Annotated in this window: 23 protein-coding genes, 1 tRNA gene and 1 pseudogene; 17 read left to right on the top strand and 8 right to left on the bottom strand. The window is 49.7% G+C overall.

Translation table 11 applies throughout. The features are described from left to right. Nucleotide 1 precedes the first annotated feature (1 nt). The 6 genes and pseudogenes from JNO11_RS11880 to JNO11_RS11855 all read left to right on the top strand — a co-directional run bounded on the left by JNO11_RS11880 (nucleotide 2) and on the right by JNO11_RS11855 (nucleotide 4,258). Entirely contained in the window at nucleotides 2-535 is a 534-nt protein-coding gene (locus tag JNO11_RS11880; protein WP_033769365.1) for an immunity 42 family protein, read from the top strand. A 289-nt stretch (nucleotides 536-824) separates the two neighbouring features. Continuing rightward, complete coding sequence (locus JNO11_RS11875) at nucleotides 825-1,241, top strand: polymorphic toxin type 50 domain-containing protein (RefSeq protein WP_325177324.1); 417 nt, start codon at nucleotides 825-827, stop codon at nucleotides 1,239-1,241. Between the two features lie 56 nt (nucleotides 1,242-1,297). Further along, a complete protein-coding gene (locus JNO11_RS11870) occupies nucleotides 1,298-1,501 on the top strand; it encodes a hypothetical protein (protein WP_325177323.1) in 204 nt (67 codons plus the stop codon). Nucleotides 1,502-1,627: 126 nt separating this feature from the next. Further along, nucleotides 1,628-1,804: pseudogene (locus tag JNO11_RS11865) on the top strand (transposase); the annotation flags it as partial. A 180-nt stretch (nucleotides 1,805-1,984) separates the two neighbouring features. Beyond that, nucleotides 1,985-3,883 carry a VENN motif pre-toxin domain-containing protein gene (locus JNO11_RS24810; RefSeq protein WP_321166638.1) on the top strand — a complete coding sequence of 633 codons (1,899 nt, stop codon included), beginning with the start codon at nucleotides 1,985-1,987 and terminating at the stop codon, nucleotides 3,881-3,883. A gap of 3 nt (nucleotides 3,884-3,886) precedes the next feature. After that, on the top strand, nucleotides 3,887-4,258 hold the full coding sequence (locus JNO11_RS11855) for a hypothetical protein (protein ID WP_033758207.1): 372 nt from the start codon (nucleotides 3,887-3,889) through the stop codon (nucleotides 4,256-4,258). A gap of 310 nt (nucleotides 4,259-4,568) precedes the next feature. Here the strand turns inward: JNO11_RS11855 and JNO11_RS11850 are convergent, their stop codons facing one another. Continuing rightward, complete coding sequence (locus JNO11_RS11850; RefSeq protein WP_033769361.1) at nucleotides 4,569-4,799, bottom strand: SymE family type I addiction module toxin; 231 nt, start codon at nucleotides 4,797-4,799, stop codon at nucleotides 4,569-4,571. A 536-nt stretch (nucleotides 4,800-5,335) separates the two neighbouring features. Here JNO11_RS11850 and JNO11_RS11845 point away from each other — a divergent pair. Genes JNO11_RS11845 through JNO11_RS11835 form a run of 3 tightly spaced genes read left to right on the top strand, consistent with a single transcriptional unit; the run spans nucleotide 5,336 to nucleotide 8,092 of the window. Continuing rightward, the gene (locus JNO11_RS11845; RefSeq protein WP_325177322.1) at nucleotides 5,336-7,288 is read left to right on the top strand and encodes a VENN motif pre-toxin domain-containing protein; all 1,953 of its coding nucleotides are present in this window, start codon (nucleotides 5,336-5,338) and stop codon (nucleotides 7,286-7,288) included. Between the two features lie 11 nt (nucleotides 7,289-7,299). Then, nucleotides 7,300-7,587: a hypothetical protein gene (locus tag JNO11_RS11840; RefSeq protein ID WP_325177321.1), complete on the top strand. Its 288-nt coding sequence runs from the start codon at nucleotides 7,300-7,302 to the stop codon at nucleotides 7,585-7,587. Further along, nucleotides 7,580-8,092 (top strand): O-acetyl-ADP-ribose deacetylase, encoded by a 513-nt coding sequence (locus tag JNO11_RS11835; RefSeq protein ID WP_325177320.1) that lies wholly within the window; start codon nucleotides 7,580-7,582, stop codon nucleotides 8,090-8,092. Before JNO11_RS11840 ends, JNO11_RS11835 begins: the two co-directional genes overlap by 8 nt. Before the next feature lie 322 nt (nucleotides 8,093-8,414). Here JNO11_RS11835 and JNO11_RS11830 read toward each other — a convergent pair whose 3' ends face one another. Further along, complete coding sequence (locus JNO11_RS11830) at nucleotides 8,415-8,933, bottom strand: YidB family protein (RefSeq protein WP_325177319.1); 519 nt, start codon at nucleotides 8,931-8,933, stop codon at nucleotides 8,415-8,417. Between the two features lie 26 nt (nucleotides 8,934-8,959). After that, the gene (locus JNO11_RS11825) at nucleotides 8,960-9,220 is read right to left on the bottom strand and encodes a GlsB/YeaQ/YmgE family stress response membrane protein (RefSeq protein ID WP_325177670.1); all 261 of its coding nucleotides are present in this window, start codon (nucleotides 9,218-9,220) and stop codon (nucleotides 8,960-8,962) included. Between the two features lie 157 nt (nucleotides 9,221-9,377). On the opposite strand from JNO11_RS11825, the gene JNO11_RS11820 reads away from it, so the two are divergent. Next, complete coding sequence (locus JNO11_RS11820) at nucleotides 9,378-9,635, top strand: LysM peptidoglycan-binding domain-containing protein (protein WP_010247725.1); 258 nt, start codon at nucleotides 9,378-9,380, stop codon at nucleotides 9,633-9,635. 245 nt (nucleotides 9,636-9,880) lie between these two features. Here the strand turns inward: JNO11_RS11820 and JNO11_RS11815 are convergent. The 3 genes from JNO11_RS11815 to JNO11_RS11805 form a co-directional block, all read right to left on the bottom strand. Continuing rightward, nucleotides 9,881-9,956: transfer RNA gene (locus JNO11_RS11815), tRNA-Asn, on the bottom strand. Nucleotides 9,957-10,059: 103 nt separating this feature from the next. After that, nucleotides 10,060-10,836 (bottom strand): DgsA anti-repressor MtfA, encoded by a 777-nt coding sequence (mtfA, locus tag JNO11_RS11810; protein WP_171820333.1) that lies wholly within the window; start codon nucleotides 10,834-10,836, stop codon nucleotides 10,060-10,062. A gap of 178 nt (nucleotides 10,837-11,014) precedes the next feature. Further along, nucleotides 11,015-11,692, bottom strand: a complete 678-nt coding sequence (locus JNO11_RS11805) for a hypothetical protein (RefSeq protein ID WP_010247721.1) — start codon at nucleotides 11,690-11,692, stop codon at nucleotides 11,015-11,017. 612 nt (nucleotides 11,693-12,304) lie between these two features. Here JNO11_RS11805 and JNO11_RS11800 point away from each other — a divergent pair. Then, nucleotides 12,305-13,009, top strand: coding sequence for a phosphohydrolase (locus JNO11_RS11800; protein ID WP_010670862.1), 705 nt, complete (start codon nucleotides 12,305-12,307; stop codon nucleotides 13,007-13,009). A 71-nt stretch (nucleotides 13,010-13,080) separates the two neighbouring features. Next, a complete protein-coding gene (locus JNO11_RS11795) occupies nucleotides 13,081-13,362 on the top strand; it encodes an Arc family DNA-binding protein (RefSeq protein WP_010247717.1) in 282 nt (93 codons plus the stop codon). A 356-nt stretch (nucleotides 13,363-13,718) separates the two neighbouring features. On the opposite strand, the gene dcm is transcribed toward JNO11_RS11795, so the two are convergent. Then, on the bottom strand, nucleotides 13,719-15,095 hold the full coding sequence (dcm, locus tag JNO11_RS11790; RefSeq protein ID WP_325177318.1) for a DNA (cytosine-5-)-methyltransferase: 1,377 nt from the start codon (nucleotides 15,093-15,095) through the stop codon (nucleotides 13,719-13,721). Between the two features lie 190 nt (nucleotides 15,096-15,285). Between dcm and vsr the strand changes: the two genes are divergently transcribed. The 5 genes from vsr (at nucleotide 15,286) to JNO11_RS11765 (ending at nucleotide 17,553) form a co-directional block, all read left to right on the top strand. Beyond that, entirely contained in the window at nucleotides 15,286-15,765 is a 480-nt protein-coding gene (gene vsr / locus JNO11_RS11785) for a DNA mismatch endonuclease Vsr (protein ID WP_010247714.1), read from the top strand. A gap of 52 nt (nucleotides 15,766-15,817) precedes the next feature. Then, nucleotides 15,818-16,093, top strand: a complete 276-nt coding sequence (locus JNO11_RS11780; RefSeq protein WP_010247711.1) for a hypothetical protein — start codon at nucleotides 15,818-15,820, stop codon at nucleotides 16,091-16,093. Nucleotides 16,094-16,103: 10 nt separating this feature from the next. Continuing rightward, a complete protein-coding gene (locus JNO11_RS11775) occupies nucleotides 16,104-17,015 on the top strand; it encodes a DUF808 domain-containing protein (RefSeq protein WP_033758176.1) in 912 nt (303 codons plus the stop codon). Nucleotides 17,016-17,048: 33 nt separating this feature from the next. Next, nucleotides 17,049-17,180 carry a hypothetical protein gene (locus JNO11_RS11770; protein ID WP_003854444.1) on the top strand — a complete coding sequence of 44 codons (132 nt, stop codon included), beginning with the start codon at nucleotides 17,049-17,051 and terminating at the stop codon, nucleotides 17,178-17,180. A gap of 193 nt (nucleotides 17,181-17,373) precedes the next feature. After that, nucleotides 17,374-17,553 (top strand): hypothetical protein, encoded by a 180-nt coding sequence (locus JNO11_RS11765; RefSeq protein WP_010247703.1) that lies wholly within the window; start codon nucleotides 17,374-17,376, stop codon nucleotides 17,551-17,553. 85 nt (nucleotides 17,554-17,638) lie between these two features. Here the strand turns inward: JNO11_RS11765 and JNO11_RS11760 are convergent, their stop codons facing one another. Continuing rightward, nucleotides 17,639-18,859 carry a glycosyl transferase gene (locus JNO11_RS11760; protein ID WP_010247700.1) on the bottom strand — a complete coding sequence of 407 codons (1,221 nt, stop codon included), beginning with the start codon at nucleotides 18,857-18,859 and terminating at the stop codon, nucleotides 17,639-17,641. Between the last annotated feature and the right edge of the window lie 8 nt (nucleotides 18,860-18,867).

Here is an 18,867-nt window from a genome sequence, read left to right as displayed (position 1 = left end):
TATGATTTTCGGTGATCCGTATCGTTTTGCTATCTGGGTAGAAAGTATTCCTCAGTGGAGTGACTCCTATAAGAATGGTTTTTTTTATTTTTTTGTAAATGGAAATATGTATCCAGAAGATGTCAGGACATCAACGTTAGATGTTGATTTTTATGATGTCATTGATGAAAAAAATGCTCTTATCTCTCTGCCATGCAATGATGAGATTTTCAATGCACCAACAAATGAAGCTTTTGATGCCCTGTTTAAACTGGCATACCCAGAGTCGACACAAGATGATGAATACCCAGAGCAAGTGTTTGATTTTTGTGCTTCCCCCACGATCATTAACGACTCTGGGGCATATTTTTTTGCTGTTTCAAATGAAAGTTCGGTGAGAATTGTTGGAGGTAAAATAACGAAATTAGTTGATGGGGATAATGGAAGGGTTTGGGAAAATATAGAGCGTCCGCTCATTGAGGATATAACCATTCCAAAAAATGAGATAAGTGAAATAATTACAAGCTTGAAAAAATATTCAACTTATTTATTTTAGTAGTCGTTTTTAGTCTTGAAATACTTCCACTTCACACCGTCGCAACTGGATCACACTGGGTGCGGCGATGGCTGATGTGATGGGTAGTCCGCTCTTTAACAACGATGGGAAAAATGGCGTAACGGCCTGAAAAAGCGCGTCTGGGAAAAAAGTTGCCTGGTCCAGAATGCACAGGGGAAAACTAGTTGTAATTTGCTGAGTGTAATAGGAAAAATGCTGTTGGCTGGCTAACTCCGCACTGGATAAAGTTGTTGTTGAGAATAATGCGCTTGGAAGTGATGATGAGGAGTTGCAGCGTGAACATGGCAATCGCCCGGTAAAAGTCATCCCGATAAATCCAATGAAAACAGGAATAGTGGATGATGCAGGAAATGTAGAGGTATCCGGCGGCAAGGTTATTACTATTAATAAAGGCCAGCAGAATAAACATATCCTTGGCACTAATGAGTATAAAACTGCGGCCGCTTCATCAGGAAGTCAACGTAGTATCTTAACGGCTGACCCACAATCTTTGTTGCCTCAATTAGGAAAAGGGCAGCAGGTAGGGAAGGTAGAGGTGGGTTTAGCTGGTTCTAAAGAGCGAATTGATTTTGGTAAGGCTATTGGAACTTTTGTCGATAAAGATACTGGTTTGTCTGTGTCTACGACAAAAGGAATTGTTCATTATGGAAAGGATGGTGCTCATATAGTACCTGCGCGTCCATGAACGGGAGATTATTATGAAAAATAATTACGAATATATAAAAAAGATTAAAGTTATCAATGCAATCAGCTCTGCTTGGTGCTGTTACTGAAAATATGAGAAACATAGCTGTAGATATTTATGAAAATAAAATTTTGCTGTATTTTTTTATTGATGGACAAGTTCAAGATGATGATAAAGAGAACATCTCTATAATTGAAACAGAGGTCATAGCAGATTTTGAGGATGATTTTGACATAGAGACGATTATAAAAAAGGATTGACTGTCCAGAGCCAATTATTCTAGGCCAGGGTTATAGTGTTTTTCAAAGAAAAGAGAACTAATTATAAATGGCCATTTAAAGCAAAAAGTGCTTTATAAGAGTATCCCGGCCTGATATCGCCGGGATATTTTTATCAGCCCCTACGCAAAATGCCCGTCATCACGCTTGTTCTGCCGTAAGCACGCCATTTCCGACGCCACCTTCTAAACCTGGCGTAAGAAGTATGGTGGTATGGAGATGCCCGAGGTTAAGCGCCTGAAGTCGCCTGAGGAAGAGAACACCAGACTCAAAAAGCTGCCTGCCTTATTCTGCTTAACGCCGTTTCACCCGAATCATGCTGGGCGCAGCGGTAATCTCCAGTTGTCCCGCCTCAGTGAGACCGAAGCCGGTCAGCCGGTCAGCCGGTCACCGCTGATAATCAGCTCGCTTGAAAACCACGCCAATGCGGGCGGCAGCGGCTTCAGCGCAGCTGTCAGCGGCAGCATGGGAAAAAACACTACTCATACATCTGACAGTTCAGGGAACGACACATCAAAATCTGGTCAGTCCCAGCAGTCGGGCGATAACTCGCTGCCCATGGGCACGCTGCAGCAGACGAAAGACAGGGCAAGTTCTACCACCTACAGCGCCATCTCACCGGGAACGATTGAGATCCGCAATCCGGATGCGCAGAAGCAGGATGTGTCCCAAATCAGCCGCGACACCGCCGCGGCGGAGAATGTGCTGAAAGATAAGTTTGATGTGCAAAAAGCAGAAGGCAGCCTTGCCATCCAGCGTGAAATGGCCGTACTCGGACAGCAGGCGATTCAGCAGACCTTTGATGCGTTGAAGAAGCAGGAGAAGGAGCAGGAGAGAAACAAGCTTAAAAACGATGCTGCGTTCAATAAGCTTTCAGAGGCGGATCAGAAAAAAGCACTCGATAAAATCGATCAGAATGTTGAAGAGAAGTACGGTATCGGGTCAGACCTGCAGATTGCGGCACAGGCTATCAGCGGGCTGTTTGCCGGGCTGGCGGGCGGTAACGTCAGCGGCGCGGTGGCGGCAGGCGCAGCTCCATTGCTGGCGCAGATGGTCAAGCAGGTATCGCAGGGTAACGAGCCTATGCGCGTGCTGTTGCACACGCTGGCGTCAGGGCTGATTGCTAAAGCGCAGGGTGGCAGCGCCATTGGCGGCGCAGCGGGTGGACTGACTGCAGGAATGCTCAGCTATAACGACGCGCTCAGCCACCTGCTATACGGCAAGGATGCTTCGGAACTGTCAGCCGATGACAAGATGCTGATTGCCAACATTGTAACCCTGGCAGGCGCAGCAGCGGGCGGTGCGGTTGATGGCAGCGCTGGGGTGGGTAGCGGGGCATCTGCCGGTAGAACTGAGGTTGAGAATAACTACCTGAGCAGCACGGAGAAGAGCCGCCAGACATATCTCAACAACAAACAGAACCTGACGCCAGAAGAGCAGAAAGATAAGGAGAGGTTAAATCGTAAGGATCTGGAAAGCGATATGGCGGTTTATGCGGCCTGTAATGGCACAGGAGCTGGCTGTCAGGCAGAAAGAGCAAAAGCGAAAGCCGCGCAAGATACCTACTTCAACCAGACTTACCAGAATCCGAAAGAGGCTCAGGCGGGTTATCAGCAGATAGTGAATTTGCTGAACTCTACAGATCCGAATGCGAAGGAAGTATTCAATATTCTGGAAGGGTATACTCAAGCATTCATGTCTTTTGGGTACACGGAGGATGAGGCCAAAGCGAGAGCTGGAGCTTATGTTGGTTCCATGTACATCGCGAGTGGAGTGAGTGCTGTAGTCGCGTCTGGTGCACTGGCGAAGCAGTTTGGAAAGGATGTAGCGCTCAACAATAAAGCTTCGGCTTCAGGGGCAGCAAGTTCACTTGTTAAGAATGCTGATGGAATTTATGAGGTAAAAATAAATTTAACGCCTTTGGAAGGCCATGACCGCCTGAATACGCCAGATTTACTGGGTAATGGGAAGTATAATCCTGCAGAAGCGGCGGCGGCTGCAAGGTTGGAAACCGCTATAGGTAAACTTGACAGGATAACGAACTCTTCGACTGATAAGAATGCTGACTTCATTATTACAAGCGGGCCGAACGCAGGAAAAACAGTAGACTTAATGTATACAACTAAAAATCTATCTCAAAAAGAAATTGATGGGATCAATAAGTTTTACGAAAAGAATATGACAACATCGAAATCGCCAGGAGACATACCTCATGGACAGGATCAGATCTTACAACATCTGAAGAAAGCAGATTTAGTCCCTGTAGACTTCAGTGTACTGACTCAAAAAAACCAAGCGATCTTTATGGATTTCATAAAGACATTGCCTAAATCACAACAAGATAAAATCATTATTATGAGGTGAGTCATGGGTGCTTATTTTGGTATTGGTTATAGAGCCCTAAATAATAACTATGGTGAGCGAAATTTAAGTGTAGTGCTAAATCGTCAAGCATCCGATGTATTGGAGGCGTTACTTGATGAAGTATTACAGGATAATTATCCTGTAATACATCAAAAAATCATGGAAGTTCAGGTTCTTGACCAGATAAATTTCAATGAGTTGAATAAGTCTGAATTCAATACATCTATTAAGGTTATTAGAGAATACTTAGCAGCTCGCAAGGAAACCAGTGAAGGGCAGTTATACCAAAAACGTATATGGGAAGAAGAGATAGAGCCATTAATTCAACAAGATGAACGTTATCAACAACAAAGTGAAGATAGGAGCCCCGGCTAGTTAGCCGGGGATTTTGGCGTTAATACCTTAAAAACATCCACTTCTCGCCGTTGTAACTGGAGCGCATTGGGAGCAGCGGTCAACTCAAACTGTTCAGCACTGGTAATGCCGGACTCGATGAGCCAGTCACTACCCAAATCCTGTCAGTCCTGGCTGGTTCCGCACAGTGCTTCCTAAGTGGCGTTGTTGGTAACGATAGAGATCCATAGAGTATGCTGCTAAAGCGTCTGTTGTATCGGAGTGCCGGTGGTAAATCCCAATGCGGCCAACGCGCCGCCTGCCAGTATCGGCTTAGGGGTAAAGGTGATGTTCATGCGGTTCCCTCCGTGTCGGACGTGATGCGAATGATCAACTGACCCGGCTCGGTGATCACCTCGATCCGCTGGCCAGTGGTAAAGCCCAGCGGCTCCAGCCAGCGGCCCTTAATAGTGAGTTGGGGCAGGGGATTCGGCTGGCCCCTATTAGGCCGATATCCGACTCTGTAATAATGCGCAGCGGTTGTGGCCGTGCGTGTTCCTGACTTATGATGCTTATCAGCCATAATTAACTCCCGTATAGTTAGTTGTGGTCAGCGGCTGCTGCGGGTTGCCCCCCCGCTTCAGCCGCGCTAAAAATCTCTTCTTGGGCTCTTCCTGTTCCGTTTTTACCTGTTTAAAGATACACCTTATGCCGGGAAAACTCGCTGAAAGCTAAGACATAAAATGCGAGTCGCCTCTGAAAAATGGATTCTTTTTCCCGGTCTGCAATTCACTTATTCCTTCGTCCTGTAGCCTTCTGAAATATCAGTTGTGGGCGGGCTTTCATGCTGTAAATCCGCGTTAACCTGTCTTCAGTCTGTCTTCCTGATTACGCACGTATCGCCGCCGAAAATGATAACGAAAAGATTTCCCTGCTGGTGAAGATAGCGGCTGCAATGAGCGCTTCCGTCAGCGGTAGCCCGGAAGTGACAGCTACTATCTGTGCGGGATCGATCCGCGATTTGTTAATCAGACCGTCACGCCGCCAGATGGCACACAGAAGACTGATGCCGGAACATGCATCACCGCTAGCGGCGGCTTCAGCTTCACGTTCGGCAGCATGACCGGCTCCGCTGGCCTCAGTCTGAGCCAGAGCAAAGTGAACAGTGAGTATGCCAGCGTCGGCGATCAGAGCGGCCTGTTTGCAGGGAATGGTGGTTATGACATCTATGTTGGCAACCACACTCAGCTGAATGGCGCGGTGATCGCCTCAACGGCGCAGTCCGCGAACAATGCGCTATCCACCGGTACACTGGGCTGGTCTGACATCGACAACCACGCTTCATACAAAGCCAGTAGCTCATCCATCAGCATGGGTGGAGGTAACGAAGATAATAAAATGTCAGGCGGTGCGATACCAACCTCTGCTAATACCCATGGCAGTGCATCTGGCACCACCCGTTCAGCCGTGGCGGACGGTACCATCACGGTACGTAACGGTCAGGCTCAGACACAGAACGTCGCCGACCTGAGCAGAGATACCGACAACGCCAACGGCCATATCGACAAGATATTCGACAAGGATAAGGTCGCACGCAAGCTTGAGTTTGCACAGGGAATGCAGGAGCTGGGTCAGCGTGTAGCAGGCGATGTCAGCAGCTACAAAATGCAGGCTGCTGAAGATGAAACCAGAGAAAGGTTGCTGAAAGCAAACCCGCAATATGCCAGTTATTCCAAAGCAGAATTAAACAATCTCATTGTAAATGATGCGGGCTATAAGGCCGTGGCAGAAAAGTGGGGCACTGGTGGCAGCTATTCCATGGCAGCAGCAGCGGTAACTGGTGTGCTGGGTGGCCTTGGCGCAAGTAACCTCGGTGCTGCTGCAGCAGGTGGAATGGCGCCTTACATCGCCAATAAAATTAAGCAAGCTACCAGCAAAGTTGTCGACGGACAGGAGCAGACTAACGTCCTGGCTAACACCATGGCGCACGCGGTTGCGGGTGCCGTACTGGCGCAGCTGGCGGGCAACAACGCAACAGCGGGTGCAGCCGGTGCTGCGGGTGGCGAGCTGATGGCCAGAGCTATCCTCAGCTCAATGTATCCCGGCAAGCAGGCCAGCGAACTGACGCAGGAACAAAAGCAGGTTGTCAGCGCGCTCGGCCAGCTGGCTGCGCAACTGTCCGCGGGAGTGACTTCTGGTTCTGTTGAAGGTGGGATTCAGGGCGCGGTTGCCGGTAAGAATGCGGTTGAGAATAACTTCTTGAGCAAGGGAGGTCCTAAGAAATACACTGATAAATATAAAGAATGTAACGGAAATGCTGATTGTGAGCAGGGCATCCGTAAGGATATGGCACAGGAGTCAGCAGAGAACATTCAGAAGCTGAAATCATGCTGGGATGCTGGTAATGCAACCTGTGTAGCAGATACGCGTTCTAAAATAGAACTTTATGAAAAAGCGTATACTGAACTGCGTCAGCAGGACAATATGGCGGGCCGGACTTATGAAGACTCGGCGAAATGGTATGCAGATATCATTGATAAATGCGCAGGTAAGTGTAGCTGGCTTGAAGCATCATTGCTGAAGACCGGAGCCGATGGGTTAGGTAACCTGGTATATGGTGCATTAGGTGCGGGGAGTGTTATAGCTGAAAGACCAGGTACAGTTGCAACAGTTGAACATACGGGTGCAAAAAGTGTAATAGCCGACACTATTCCCGAACTCAAACTTGGTCAGAATGCGCTTATCAATGATGTCAATGTTACTCGTGTGGGTAGATGGATGTCTTCGGATGAGTTAGCCCAAATGCAAAATAGCGGCAAAGTGATTCAAGGTGGTGGTGGACAGACATTTATTTCTACTAATGGTGTTTCGGACTATAAGGCAACAGCACCCGCGGGCTCTGTCTACGTTGAGTTTGATGTACCTACAAATAGTTTGTTACAGGGCGGGAAAGATGGGTGGTTCAAGCTAATCGGTCCAGACGCTAGTAAATCACAACAGTTTATGCTCAATAAACAAGGCGGTAACCAGCTGCCAGAAGTTAAAAATCTAAAAGTTGTAGATAAAAAATAAAGGGGTCAGTCATGAATATCGATTTTTTTAAAACCCAAATAGCCCCACGTTTAACCGGGTATGAACTTCAATACAGTTTTTACAGCAATGGTGATTTTGGTGACTTAGATCGTGTTGAATTTGAGAAAGAGGATAAGCTAGGAACTGTTGATTTTTGGTCTCAAGGCTGGATGAGTCTTGATGTCTACAGCAGTGCTTTGGATACCCAATTAATTAATTTGCTGCTAAGCCCCGATGAGTCAGAAGAGCAAAAAAAAGCCATGCAAAAACTTATTCAAGTTTTGGAAGAAAATGAATAGAGTTCGCTTGATTCAAGGGGATATAACGACATTTACTGCGGGCGCTATTGTGAATGCGGCTAATTCATCTTTGCTTGGTGGTGGCGGTGTAGATGGGGCCATTCATAGGGCTGGTGGGCCAAAAATTTTGGCTGAGTGCCAGGAAATAAGGAATCGACAAGGTGGTTGCAAAGTTGGTAATGCTGTCATTACAAATGCTGGGAATTTACCTGCAGATTATGTAATACATGCTGTTGGGCCATACTGGAGTGATGGATGTAATGGCGAAGTTGAGCTGTTGAAGAAAGCCTATCATAGTTGTTTTAAGCTAGTTAATGAATATCATATTAAAACCGTATCTTTTCCGAACATCAGTACAGGAATATACAATTTTCCTAAAGAGTTAGCTGCCAAAATCGCATTGGAGGTTATTGATTCTTGCTTGCGAGAAAATAATGAAATTGAGTTTGTAAACTTATTATGTTTCGATAGGGTTAACTATAATTTGTATTTTGAAAAAATTTGAAATTAAATTGAATGTCTAAATTTAATTTCAAATTTTATTTAATGTTCATCATTTTAATGTCTGGGGATGTGTTTCGGATAAAGCATCAGTAAAAAATATTGTGTTTTCTAGCATAAGGCTTGTATGGTAGTACCTTAAGTAATACTGAAGTCCAGTTGCCCCGGCGTTTGTGGGATACGGCCTCATGTCCAAAGAGAAAGTAGCATCATCTACAGAATAAATATGCTGATCTAAATTTTGCAGTGTGCGATGTTGTAGCATCTGTTACATGGATCATTATTGCTTATTGAAATCGCTCGACAGTTACTCCTTCCCATTATCTCTATCCCCAAAACCCAAAACCCAAAACCCAAAACCCAAAACCCAAAACCCAAAACCCAAAAGATAAAAGATAAAAAGATAAAAAGATAAAAGCCCAATACTTAAGTACCAGGCTTTTATCTTTCACTAGCATCATGCTTAGTGCATTAACTGACTCACCAGTCCGGTAAGATCGGCTTTTTTTATCCACGACGCCCGCCGTTGACGCTTTATCCACCAGCTGCGGCAGATATTTTGCCAGCAGGTTCAGTGCATCGCTGGTGTTGATGCCCATCCGCACAGCCAGTTGCTCAATCGCCTCAGAGTTAATCATCTTCTGCACCAGGTCGCTGCTCAGCGCAACGTTCTGCTCATCACCCAGCCAGGAGTTAACCACCTCACTGTACTCGCCGCTCTGCAGATGACTCACGATAGTATGTAAACCGCCTTGCTGCTCAACCCACTCCAGTACACCTTTCACTTCCTGGTTGGTCTGATTATTCAGGCCGCACATGGCCAGTACTGTTTCCAGTAAACTCATTCTGTTATCCTCTTTAACTTAATCTGTTAAGACTGTTTACACGCTCTGATTTTATGAATGACAAACAGCACAATAATTGAACCCACGGTGGCAATAGCAATGCTGTAAATATTGAAGCCATCGACCTTGCCAAAACCCAGAGCGGTACTGACGACACCGCCAATCAGCGCACCGATAATACCCAGAATAATGGTCATGAAAATGCCCATATGTTCTTTATCTGGCATAATACATCTGGCGATAATGCCGGCAAGTAATCCGAATACAACCCATGACAATATACCCATCATTAATATCCTCTGTTTTTATATTAATTACAGCAACGTTTAGCAGTGGTTTAACCCATGAATTAAAAGCAGGTGTATCGTACGCCGAGCAGTATTTGCCTGGCAATCCTGTTTTCTTTATCAAACTAAACGTATCAGAAACGATAGGGGAGTAAATATGAGCATTCTGGATAATATTAAAAATATAGGCGATGAGTTGTTACATGCTGTGGATAAAAATGTTGAAGATAAGTCTGTCACCGCCGCAGGGAGTAATCGTACATATACGGTTAAATCAGGCGACACGCTCAGCGCCATCGCCAAGCAGTTTTACAATGATGCATCCCAATACATGAAAATCTTTGAGGCGAATAAAAACCTTCTCAGCAGTCCGGATAAAATTGCACCGGGTCAGGTACTGACCATTCCTGAGTGATAATTCGTCATTAGTATGAGCCAGCCTCGCAAATATTGCCCGGCTGGTTTTTTATTTAAAGCCAGCTCGTCATAACACCATGACAGGGTTGCGCCATACAGCATGCGTTGATCCAGACTTAACGGTGGTCTCGGTAATAGGAGCCGCAGACGAGCTGAGATGAACAGTCAGACAGGAAGAGAAAACTGGGATCGCTGAAAAGCAAAAAAACCCGCTCAGGGAAACCTGAGCGGGTTTTTCTAATCTGGCTCCTCTGACTGGACTCGAACCAGTGACATACGGATTAACAGTCCGCCGTTCTACCGACTGAACTACAGAGGAATCGTGTGAACGAGGCGAATATTAACGGCGTCGCTCTAAGGTGTCAACAGCAAAAAATACATTATCATTCAACTGGCTAGCTTTAACGCAAAGCGATCGTGATTTAAGCAGTTTGCGCAGTGTCAGCGGCGATTCTGGCCAGGGGATCCTGCTGGTAAAACTGGCGCAGATGCTGATACATGGCGGGAAAACGTTCGGCCAGCAGAACCGGAGCCGTAAAGAAATATTCAGAGAGCACGGCAAAGCACTCAGCGGGATCGCTGGCGGCGTAGGGATCGATCGTGGCGGCCTGCTCACCCACCAGTTCAACTTCACTCTCAATCTCCGCCATCGCGGCACGCAAATCCTTCTCCCAGAGTGCGACGTCACGCAGCGACATGACCGGAATACCGCTGGTGTAACCGCTGCCGCGGGCATCCAGCTTGTGCGCAACTTCGTGGATCACCAGATTAAAGCCGGAGAGATCGAACGAGTCCTGAATATCGAGCCAGTTGAGTACGACCGGCCCCTGCGTCCAGCTCTGTCCGGCATGAACCGCAGGCGCACTGTGAACCAGCCCATCGTCATCCTGCCACTGATCGTCGACCTCGAACGGCTCGGGATAGATCAGCACATCGTGGAAACCGTCCAGCCACTCCAGGCCCAGTTTCAGTACCGGCAGGCAGAACAGCAGGGCGATCCGCACACTGCGCAGTTCATCCAGCTGAACACCGTCGAGCGGCACCAGTTTTTTCTGTTGCAGAAAGCGCTGCGCCAGCTCAACCAGCGCCTGCTGTTCAGCCTCATCCAGCTGGCTGAATATCGGCTGCGCCAGCCCGTGCTGCCATGGCAGCGCGGCCAGGGTGGCGTCGTTATGCGTTTTCCAGGGCCATTTAAACATCGCAACTCCCGCACAGAACCGGACTATTTCGCTATCCTGACGCGGCAGACATAAAAATGCCAGCATCGAAACACCATGCTGGCACTGTTCATCTGGCGACAGGGCTAAGGGCCGTCTATTCAACCCGTTAGCACGGTCGTTGTCTGTGATTCAGCCCGCAAAGCGTGGGGCCGGGGCGTCAGTTGCGCTCAATACGATGAAACTCAATCACCCACACCCAGGGATTCACTTCCCAGCTGGTCGCACCATACTGTTTTTCCCAGGCTTTGCGGTACGCCTCTTTAGGCGATTCAGAATTGACGTTCATGGTGAAGAAGTTGTTGAGGAAGTGCGAATCGGTCTGCACACCTTCCGCCATAATGTCATCTTCACTGATGTCCTGAATTTTCTCGGCTCGCACGCCGGTAATCTCCAGATTGATGCGGCTGGCCCAGCGCGGCATATGAATGGCAGTCTGCCAGCCAAACTGTTCCGCTTCCGGCGTGCTCAGTGCATGCTGGCCCAGCTCGTTGCTGTCTGCACGATACTGGCAATATTCTGGCTGGCGGAAGGGCGTCGGGTCGCGTTCATAATCGGCCAGATACTGCTCGGGTACCATCGGGCCACGCCAGGTTTCACGCACCCAGAGCACGTCACCCGGTTTACCGTACGGACACTGATAGCTGATGTCCGTCATCGACATCATTTTATAACCATGCAGATGATTAGCACTCACATCGAAAGCGTGTACGCCCTCGTGATGATCCTGTCCCGGACCGAAAGCCTGAGTTTTCATAATGCGCCGGGTTTGCGTTTGCTGGCCAACCAACAGGGCACGAACACGCTGTTCGGAAAAAAGAATCGGCCGTTCTTTCATGGATTACCTCTTTTTTATTAGTAGAACCCGGTTACTGCTGTAAAAGTCCATTTGCTTCACATCTGAGAGTTATCATAAAAGCTTTAAATCATTTTGCTTAATAATTTGTCGGCTGACTGTCACTGTATAATTGTCACTTTAGTAGTTAAAAAGCAGCAAAATGCAAAAAGCGCACCAAAGCTTATCACGCAACTGGCAAAAAGCGACGAATAGCCCGGATACAGTACGTTATAACCGTAAAAATAGGAACCTTTTCAGACTTTTTCACCTGTCATAACGTGCAGTTTTACACTTAATCGCGTGACAAAAAAACGCTGAGCATGAGGCAGGAAGTTGGTTAAGATCGAACCAAACATTACGCCTGTTAAACTAATTTTCTTAGCAGCAATTCACTGAGGAAAGACTGAAAACAGCCGAAATTGCGGTTATTGTGTAACAGAGATGCTATACAGATGATCCAGATCTCATTTTTCTGCCCGGAATTGCTGGCAGCGCTGCTCTTTTCAACTGCACTGTAAAAAAAGTGTCATTAGCCAGTCGCTATGATGGCTTGCCGTTTGCGCACTGATCGCGACAGAAAAACTGCTGTCGATCACTACAGGGAGATAGATTATGTCACTCACACTCTGGCAATCTCGCTATGAAAGCTGGTTTCAGGCGAACTGGATCCACGACGACGGCGCGCACGATATCGCCCATCTGCGGCGTGTCTGGATGAGCGCACAGCGAATCATGAACGGCACGCCCGCTGATCCGCTGGTGGTGCTGACCGCCTGCTATTTTCACGATGTGGTGAACTTGCCGAAGAACCATCCGGAACGCCATCTCGCCTCAACCTATGCCGCGACGGAAACCCAGCGCATTCTGCAGCAGGATTTTCTCGATTTCCCGGCTGAAAAGATTGATGCCGTGATGCATGCCGTTAAAACCCACAGTTTCAGCGCCGGCATACCGCCTCAGACGCTGGAAGCTAAAATTGTACAGGATGCTGACCGGCTGGAGTCGCTGGGCGCGATCGGGCTGGCGCGGGTCTTCTACACCGCCGGTGCGCTGAATCGGCCATTATTCGACAGCCAGGACCCGCTGGGTAAAGATCGCGAACTGAATGATGTTAAGTGGACGCTGGATCATTTCCAGAAGAAGCTGCTGCGTCTGCCGGAAACTATGCACACTGAAACCGGCCGCATGCTGGCTGAGCATAACGCAGATTTCCTGGTACGCTATATGGCTAAGCTTTATGCCGAGCTGCAGGGCAATCTGGTGGGAATGGATGAGGGTGTGCTGCGGGACTTCACACCTTTGCAAACCGAATATTAAATTTTTGTGACAGTGTATTAATCGAAACGGTCATCCGGTAGCTTGTAGCAATAAAAAAAAGGAGCTGCCCGATGACTGAAACTGTTAATTTAACAATTAAAATTGATCCTGAGCTGAAAGAAACGATTAAACAGCTGGCGCTGGAAAATCAGATTTCGATGAGCCAGGAGATTGTGCAACGTTTACAGGCCAGTCTGGAAACGCATCCACATCCGGCGATTGATAATCAGGACATCACTGAAGAGGGGACTGAGGGATCCAGTGCCGCTGACGTGAAGACCGATGCACTAAGTGCAACAGAGCTGAAGCAGATTCGGCTACTGCTGAAGAAGCAGAGCAAGAAGAAGAAATAAAACAGAAACCCGTCGCCAGACGGGTTTTTACTTTGGAGAAAGGCTGGACCTTTTCGCTGTGAGACTGTGCCTGCGAAGGGAACACGGTCAGATCGGAAAGACGCAAAAGCCGTCATCCATGACATGCTCGGCCCGCGCGATTACGCACCTCATCCCTGAGGTGCGCCCATATCTGGGCCAACGCTTTGCGTTGTTCAAAAACGCTCCCGGCGTTTTTGTCCCTGGCGCGGGACGCTTTCCTATTCTGATCGTGTTCCCTGCGAGTTAAGCTTATTTGTTGCTGTGAGACTCGCCTGATGTGAGTTCTTCATCAGCCTGAAACCCGTCGCCAGACGGGTTTTTTCATTTCACGGTGCTTACGACTTCAGCTGACGGATATGTGGCAGTAACAGCTGAGCCACCGCTGCAAACACAGGCACTACCACCGAGTTACCAAACTGCTTATAAGCCTGGGTGTCCGAAACCGGAATGCGGAACGGCTCGCGGCCTGGCACATCAAAGCCCATCAAACGGGCGCACTCGCGCGGGGAAAGGCGGCGTGGCCGACGCGCCATGTTATCGGCATCCTGAAACTCCGCTTCGCCCAGCGCACTGTCCCAGCCGCGATCGATCAGAATCTCTGAGCCATCTTTGTAGTAACGTGCTGACAGCGTACGCACGCAGCAGTCAGGATTATGCGGATCGTTGAGGCCAAAGCCAAAGCCATTGCCTTTGGCTTTATGTTTTTTCGCATACTGATAGAGGTAGCGCCACAGCACTGGTGACAGGATATATTTGTCGTCCGGCGAACTCTCCAGCAGGCTCTGCAGGCTGGGTACCTGCGCCGGGTAGAAACGGCGGATATCGCGCAGTGTAAAATCCTGCTTTTTCAGATCACGGCGAATACCCACCATCACAATGCGTTCGCGATGCTGCGGCAGGAAGTGACGCGCATCGATCACTTTGGCATCCGGGCTGCTGGCACCCGCATCCGCAACGTCATAGCCCAGCTCATCCAGCGTCTCCATGATAATGGCGAAGGTGCGGCCCTTGTCATGACTCTTGAGGTTTTTCACATTCTCCAGCACAAAGAACGGCGGCTTCTTGGCAGCCAGGATACGGGCCACATCGAAAAACAGCGTGCCCTGTACCTGACACTCAAAGCCATGTGCACGACCCAGCGCATTTTTCTTGCTGACGCCCGCCAGCGAAAAGGGCTGACAGGGAAAACCGGCCAGCAGCACCTGATGATCGGGGATCGCCGCATCAATCGCGCGGTATATCGCTTCATCGTCGGTCAGACCTTCTGGCTGGGTGACCTGGCGGATATCGGTATTGAAGTGATGCTCAAGCGGATCGCTGTAGTGGTTAGCTTTATAGGTGCGGACCGCCTCTTTATTCCATTCACTGGTGAATACGCACTTGCCGCCGATCGCCTCGAACCCCTTACGAATGCCGCCAATACCGGCAAAAAGATCGATAAAACGAAATTCAGGATTATCATAATGGGCGGGACGGGACGGCAGCAGCCCCTGTAACAGCGACAGTTCCGCCTCACATAACGGTGGCAGGGCGGTTTTACCCTGACGAATCCGGTTCAGTAGTGCCGGCGTCCAGCAGGAAAATCCTGCCTGCTGCAGGCGGGCCGTGAGATCACGAACCGAATAGATTGCCAGCACCTGCTGAAAGAGTTCAGACGCATCAGCAGATGAAAGTGCAGCAGAGAGTGGTTCAGCAAGGGCGGCGGGATGCATGCGTTTTTCCTTAACAGTAAGGTGCCTATGCTATCACTCCAGACGCTGTGAGGAAATTGCCTGGATGTGCCCTGTGTCAGCCCCCCGGAATGTTCTGTTTTTGCGGCGCACTGTGTGAAGTCGTCGGGCGGCGGCTTTCGCTTTTCGTGGCGCAGGCTAAAGTTGAAGTACCAGCAAAAAAGGAGAGGTTATGGCTGATGTTCACTCCAGCGAAATACGCAGCAAAAATATGCGTGCCATTCGCGCTCAGGATACGGCCATTGAGCAACGTATTGCGCTGCTGCTGAAAGATCGGGGATTCAGCTTTCGCGTGCAGGATAAAAACCTGCCGGGTCGGCCCGATTTCGTTCTGACAGAACATCAGGCAATTATTTTTGTTCATGGCTGCTTCTGGCATCGTCATCACTGCTATCTGTTTAAACTGCCAGCGACGCGCACAGAATTCTGGACCGGAAAAATCAACAGCAACGTTGAACGTGATCGGCGTTATGTGCGCCAGCTGCAGGAGAGCGGCTGGAAAGTGCTGATCATCTGGGAGTGTGCGCTACGTGGCAAACTGCGCCTGACGGATCAGGACCTGCTGGAGCGGCTGGAGGAGTGGCTGCTGGCGATGCCGGAGAGTGCCGAAGTCGACCATCAGGGCATTCATCATTACAACGCCGATTGCTAATCACAGACATAATTGGTTAGATCTGCGCTTTCTCCGTGGCCAGGAGCCTGAAATGAGCAGCATAAAACTGACGGTAAAACGCCTTTACCAGATTCGTGACGAGCGGATGGTGAATACCAAAGCGACCGCGCGGGTTTACTGCGGTGACAGGCTTGTCGCCACGGAGGAGATCACCGGCATGACCGAAAGCCCGGTCAGCAAATATCTGCATGCTGAAGGAGCAGCAGGCGAGACGGTGCGGGTAGAGTGGGATTGTGAGGGCATCGCCGAGATGACCGTTACGGAAATTGAGCGCTGCCCATGTTGTCAACATAACGAACCAGACTAAGGATAAGATTTTGGCGGGAACCAGTTTACTGACTTTACTTGATGATATTGCAACACTTCTGGACGATATTTCCGTCATGGGGAAAGTGGCGGCGAAAAAAACCGCTGGCGTACTGGGCGACGATCTGTCGCTGAATGCTCAGCAGGTCAGCGGCGTGAAAGCCAACCGTGAGCTGCCGGTAGTATGGGGCGTTGCCAAAGGATCGTTTCTTAACAAACTGATCCTGGTGCCACTGGCGCTGATTATCTCCGCGTTTGCGCCCTGGCTGATTACGCCGCTGCTGATGATTGGCGGTGCCTATCTCTGCTACGAAGGCGTGGAGAAGGTGATGCACAGTTTGCAGCATGACAAGCAGAGCAAATCACCGGAAGCGCGTCAGCAGCGACTCGATTCGCTGGCGAATCAGAATGCGGCAGAGTTTGAGAAGAAGAAGATCAAAGGCGCGGTGCGCACCGATTTCATTCTGTCAGCCGAAATTGTCGCGATTACCTTAGGCATCGTGTCGGAATCGCCGCTGCTCAACCAGGTAATTATCCTGGCGGGCATCGCTATTCTGGTTACGGTGGGCGTATACGGCATCGTGGCGGCCATCGTCAAAATTGATGACTTCGGATTCTGGCTGCGTGAAAAACCGTCACGCCTTGCCCAGGGGTTGGGTAGCGTGCTGCTGACTGCCGCGCCCTGGCTGATGAAGATCCTCTCGGTGGTCGGCACCATCGCCATGTTCCTGGTCGGCGGCGGTATTGTGGTGCACGGTATCGCACCGCTGCATCATCTGATCGAGGAAGTCAGCAGTGGCTTCAGCGGCTGGATCGCTATGCTGCTCAGCAACGGCGCCAACCTGGTGCTCGGCTTTATCATTGGGTCGATCGTGCTGTTAGTGGTCAACCTTATTGCCAGAGTGCGCGGAAAATCGGTATAAAGCGCACTGTGATTTACGGTCAGGAGAATGACGATGAACGACGACATGTTTGAATTTGATATCGACGCACAACTGGAGCAGGCTGAAGCGAAAGCAGAGAAAAAAGCCAGCGAAGTGCCGGATGATCTCGGCGACGAAGCCGATTGCGAAGGCTGTAAAATCTGACGTCAGCGTCAATACTTCATCAAAGCGGATAAGTTTTTTTATCCGCTTTTTTTTATTTTCCGCATATCCAGCTGATTAATTCCGAATTTGCCCTTTTTTTTGCTTGCCTTAACAGGCAGGAACGTTATTCGCCTGCTATAAAGAAAATAATCACTCAGGTTAATAACACTCAGGTTAATAAAAGGAGCGCATCATGGTTTTCGCAATCAGTGAAGAAGTACAGCATAAGGAAGAGGGGCAGACGATGGTGGTGACCGGCTACGCGAGTGGCATGGTGGAGTGCCGCTGGTATGATGGCTATGCCGTGCGCAGCGAAGCCTTTCGCAGCGATGAGCTCTGCGCTCTGAATCCCGCGCAGCAACTGGCGGGCTGACAGCATCAGGCCTGTGGGTTCTGCGACCCGCCAGGCCCGGTTTCTGCTTTTTCTGGCCCGGCACGCTCCCTGTGCCGCTCTGTTTTCAGACGTTACCGTCGTTATCCTCTTCAACCGCCTGATAGATCCGCTGCAGCACATCCGGGAAGGCTGACTGGACGCGACTCCAGCTCGGTATAAACGGCTTATCGTTAGGACGCTCAATAAACGCCTGACCCGCTTCCAGAATCGACTGGGTAAACATCTCTACCGCTGCTTCTTCCACATGCTGATCAAACTTCAGCCCGTTCATCGCCGCCTCATGGTTATAGGTCTCCATCATATCCAGCGCATTACGGTAATAGGTCGCCTTCAGCACCCGGAACGAGTCGCTGGTCAGCGGTACACCCATGGTGGCGAGCTTGCGCAGCAGTGACTGGACGATATCGCTGCTCATGCGCTTCAGGCCGCCGGTGCCATCATCTTCAGCCAGCGGCTGATGCTTGTGATCGTAGTTATCGGCGATCTCAACCTGGCAAGACTGGCGGGTGGTGTAGTTACGGTAAATCTCCGACAGCACGCCAATCTCCAGCCCCCAGTCGCCGGGGATTTTAATCCCGTTCAGCACATGCGTCCGCATGGCGAACTCCCCGGAGAGCGGATAGCGGAAGCTCGACAGATATTCCAGGTATTCTGAATGGCCATAAACTTTCTGCAGCGATCGCAGCAGCGGACCCACCAGCAGACGTCCCACACGGCCGTTAAGCTTGCCATCCGCGACGCGCGCGTAGAACCCCTTACAGAACTCATACTGAAACGCCGGGTTCGCCACCGGGTAGAGCAGGCGTGCCAGCATTCCGCGCTCATAGGTGACGATATCGCAGTCATGAAGAGCCACACAACTGGTACGGTCTGACGCCAGCGTATAGCCGGTACAGAACCAGACGTTGCGTCCTTTGCCGGGATTAGTGGGTGACAGACCCTCTTTATCCAGCTCGGCATCAATCGCCTTCAGGCGCGGGCCATCGTTCCACAGAATGCGATGCCGTTGCGGCAGACGGGAGAAAAACTCGCGGGCAAACAGGAACTGGTCGCGGTCGGCGCGATCCAGCCCAATCACAATTTCATCCAGATAGGGGACTTTAGCCAGCTCATCGACGATTTTCGTCAGCGCCGGGCCTTCAAGTTCGGAAAACAGCGATGGCAGGATCAGCCCCATTTTGCGTTTGCGGGCAAAGCGTACCATCTCTTTTTCCAGCGACTCCACGCTACGGTGGGTGAGGTTGTGAAAGTTGGTGATTACGCCATTCTGATAAAAGTCACTCATCGCATCAT

Source organism: Pantoea sp. 1B4 (assembly GCF_016925765.1).
GTDB classification, from domain to species: domain Bacteria; phylum Pseudomonadota; class Gammaproteobacteria; order Enterobacterales; family Enterobacteriaceae; genus Pantoea; species Pantoea agglomerans.
The sequence above is the reverse complement of the archived record's forward strand: the minus strand, read 5'-3'. Positions and strand labels throughout refer to the sequence as shown.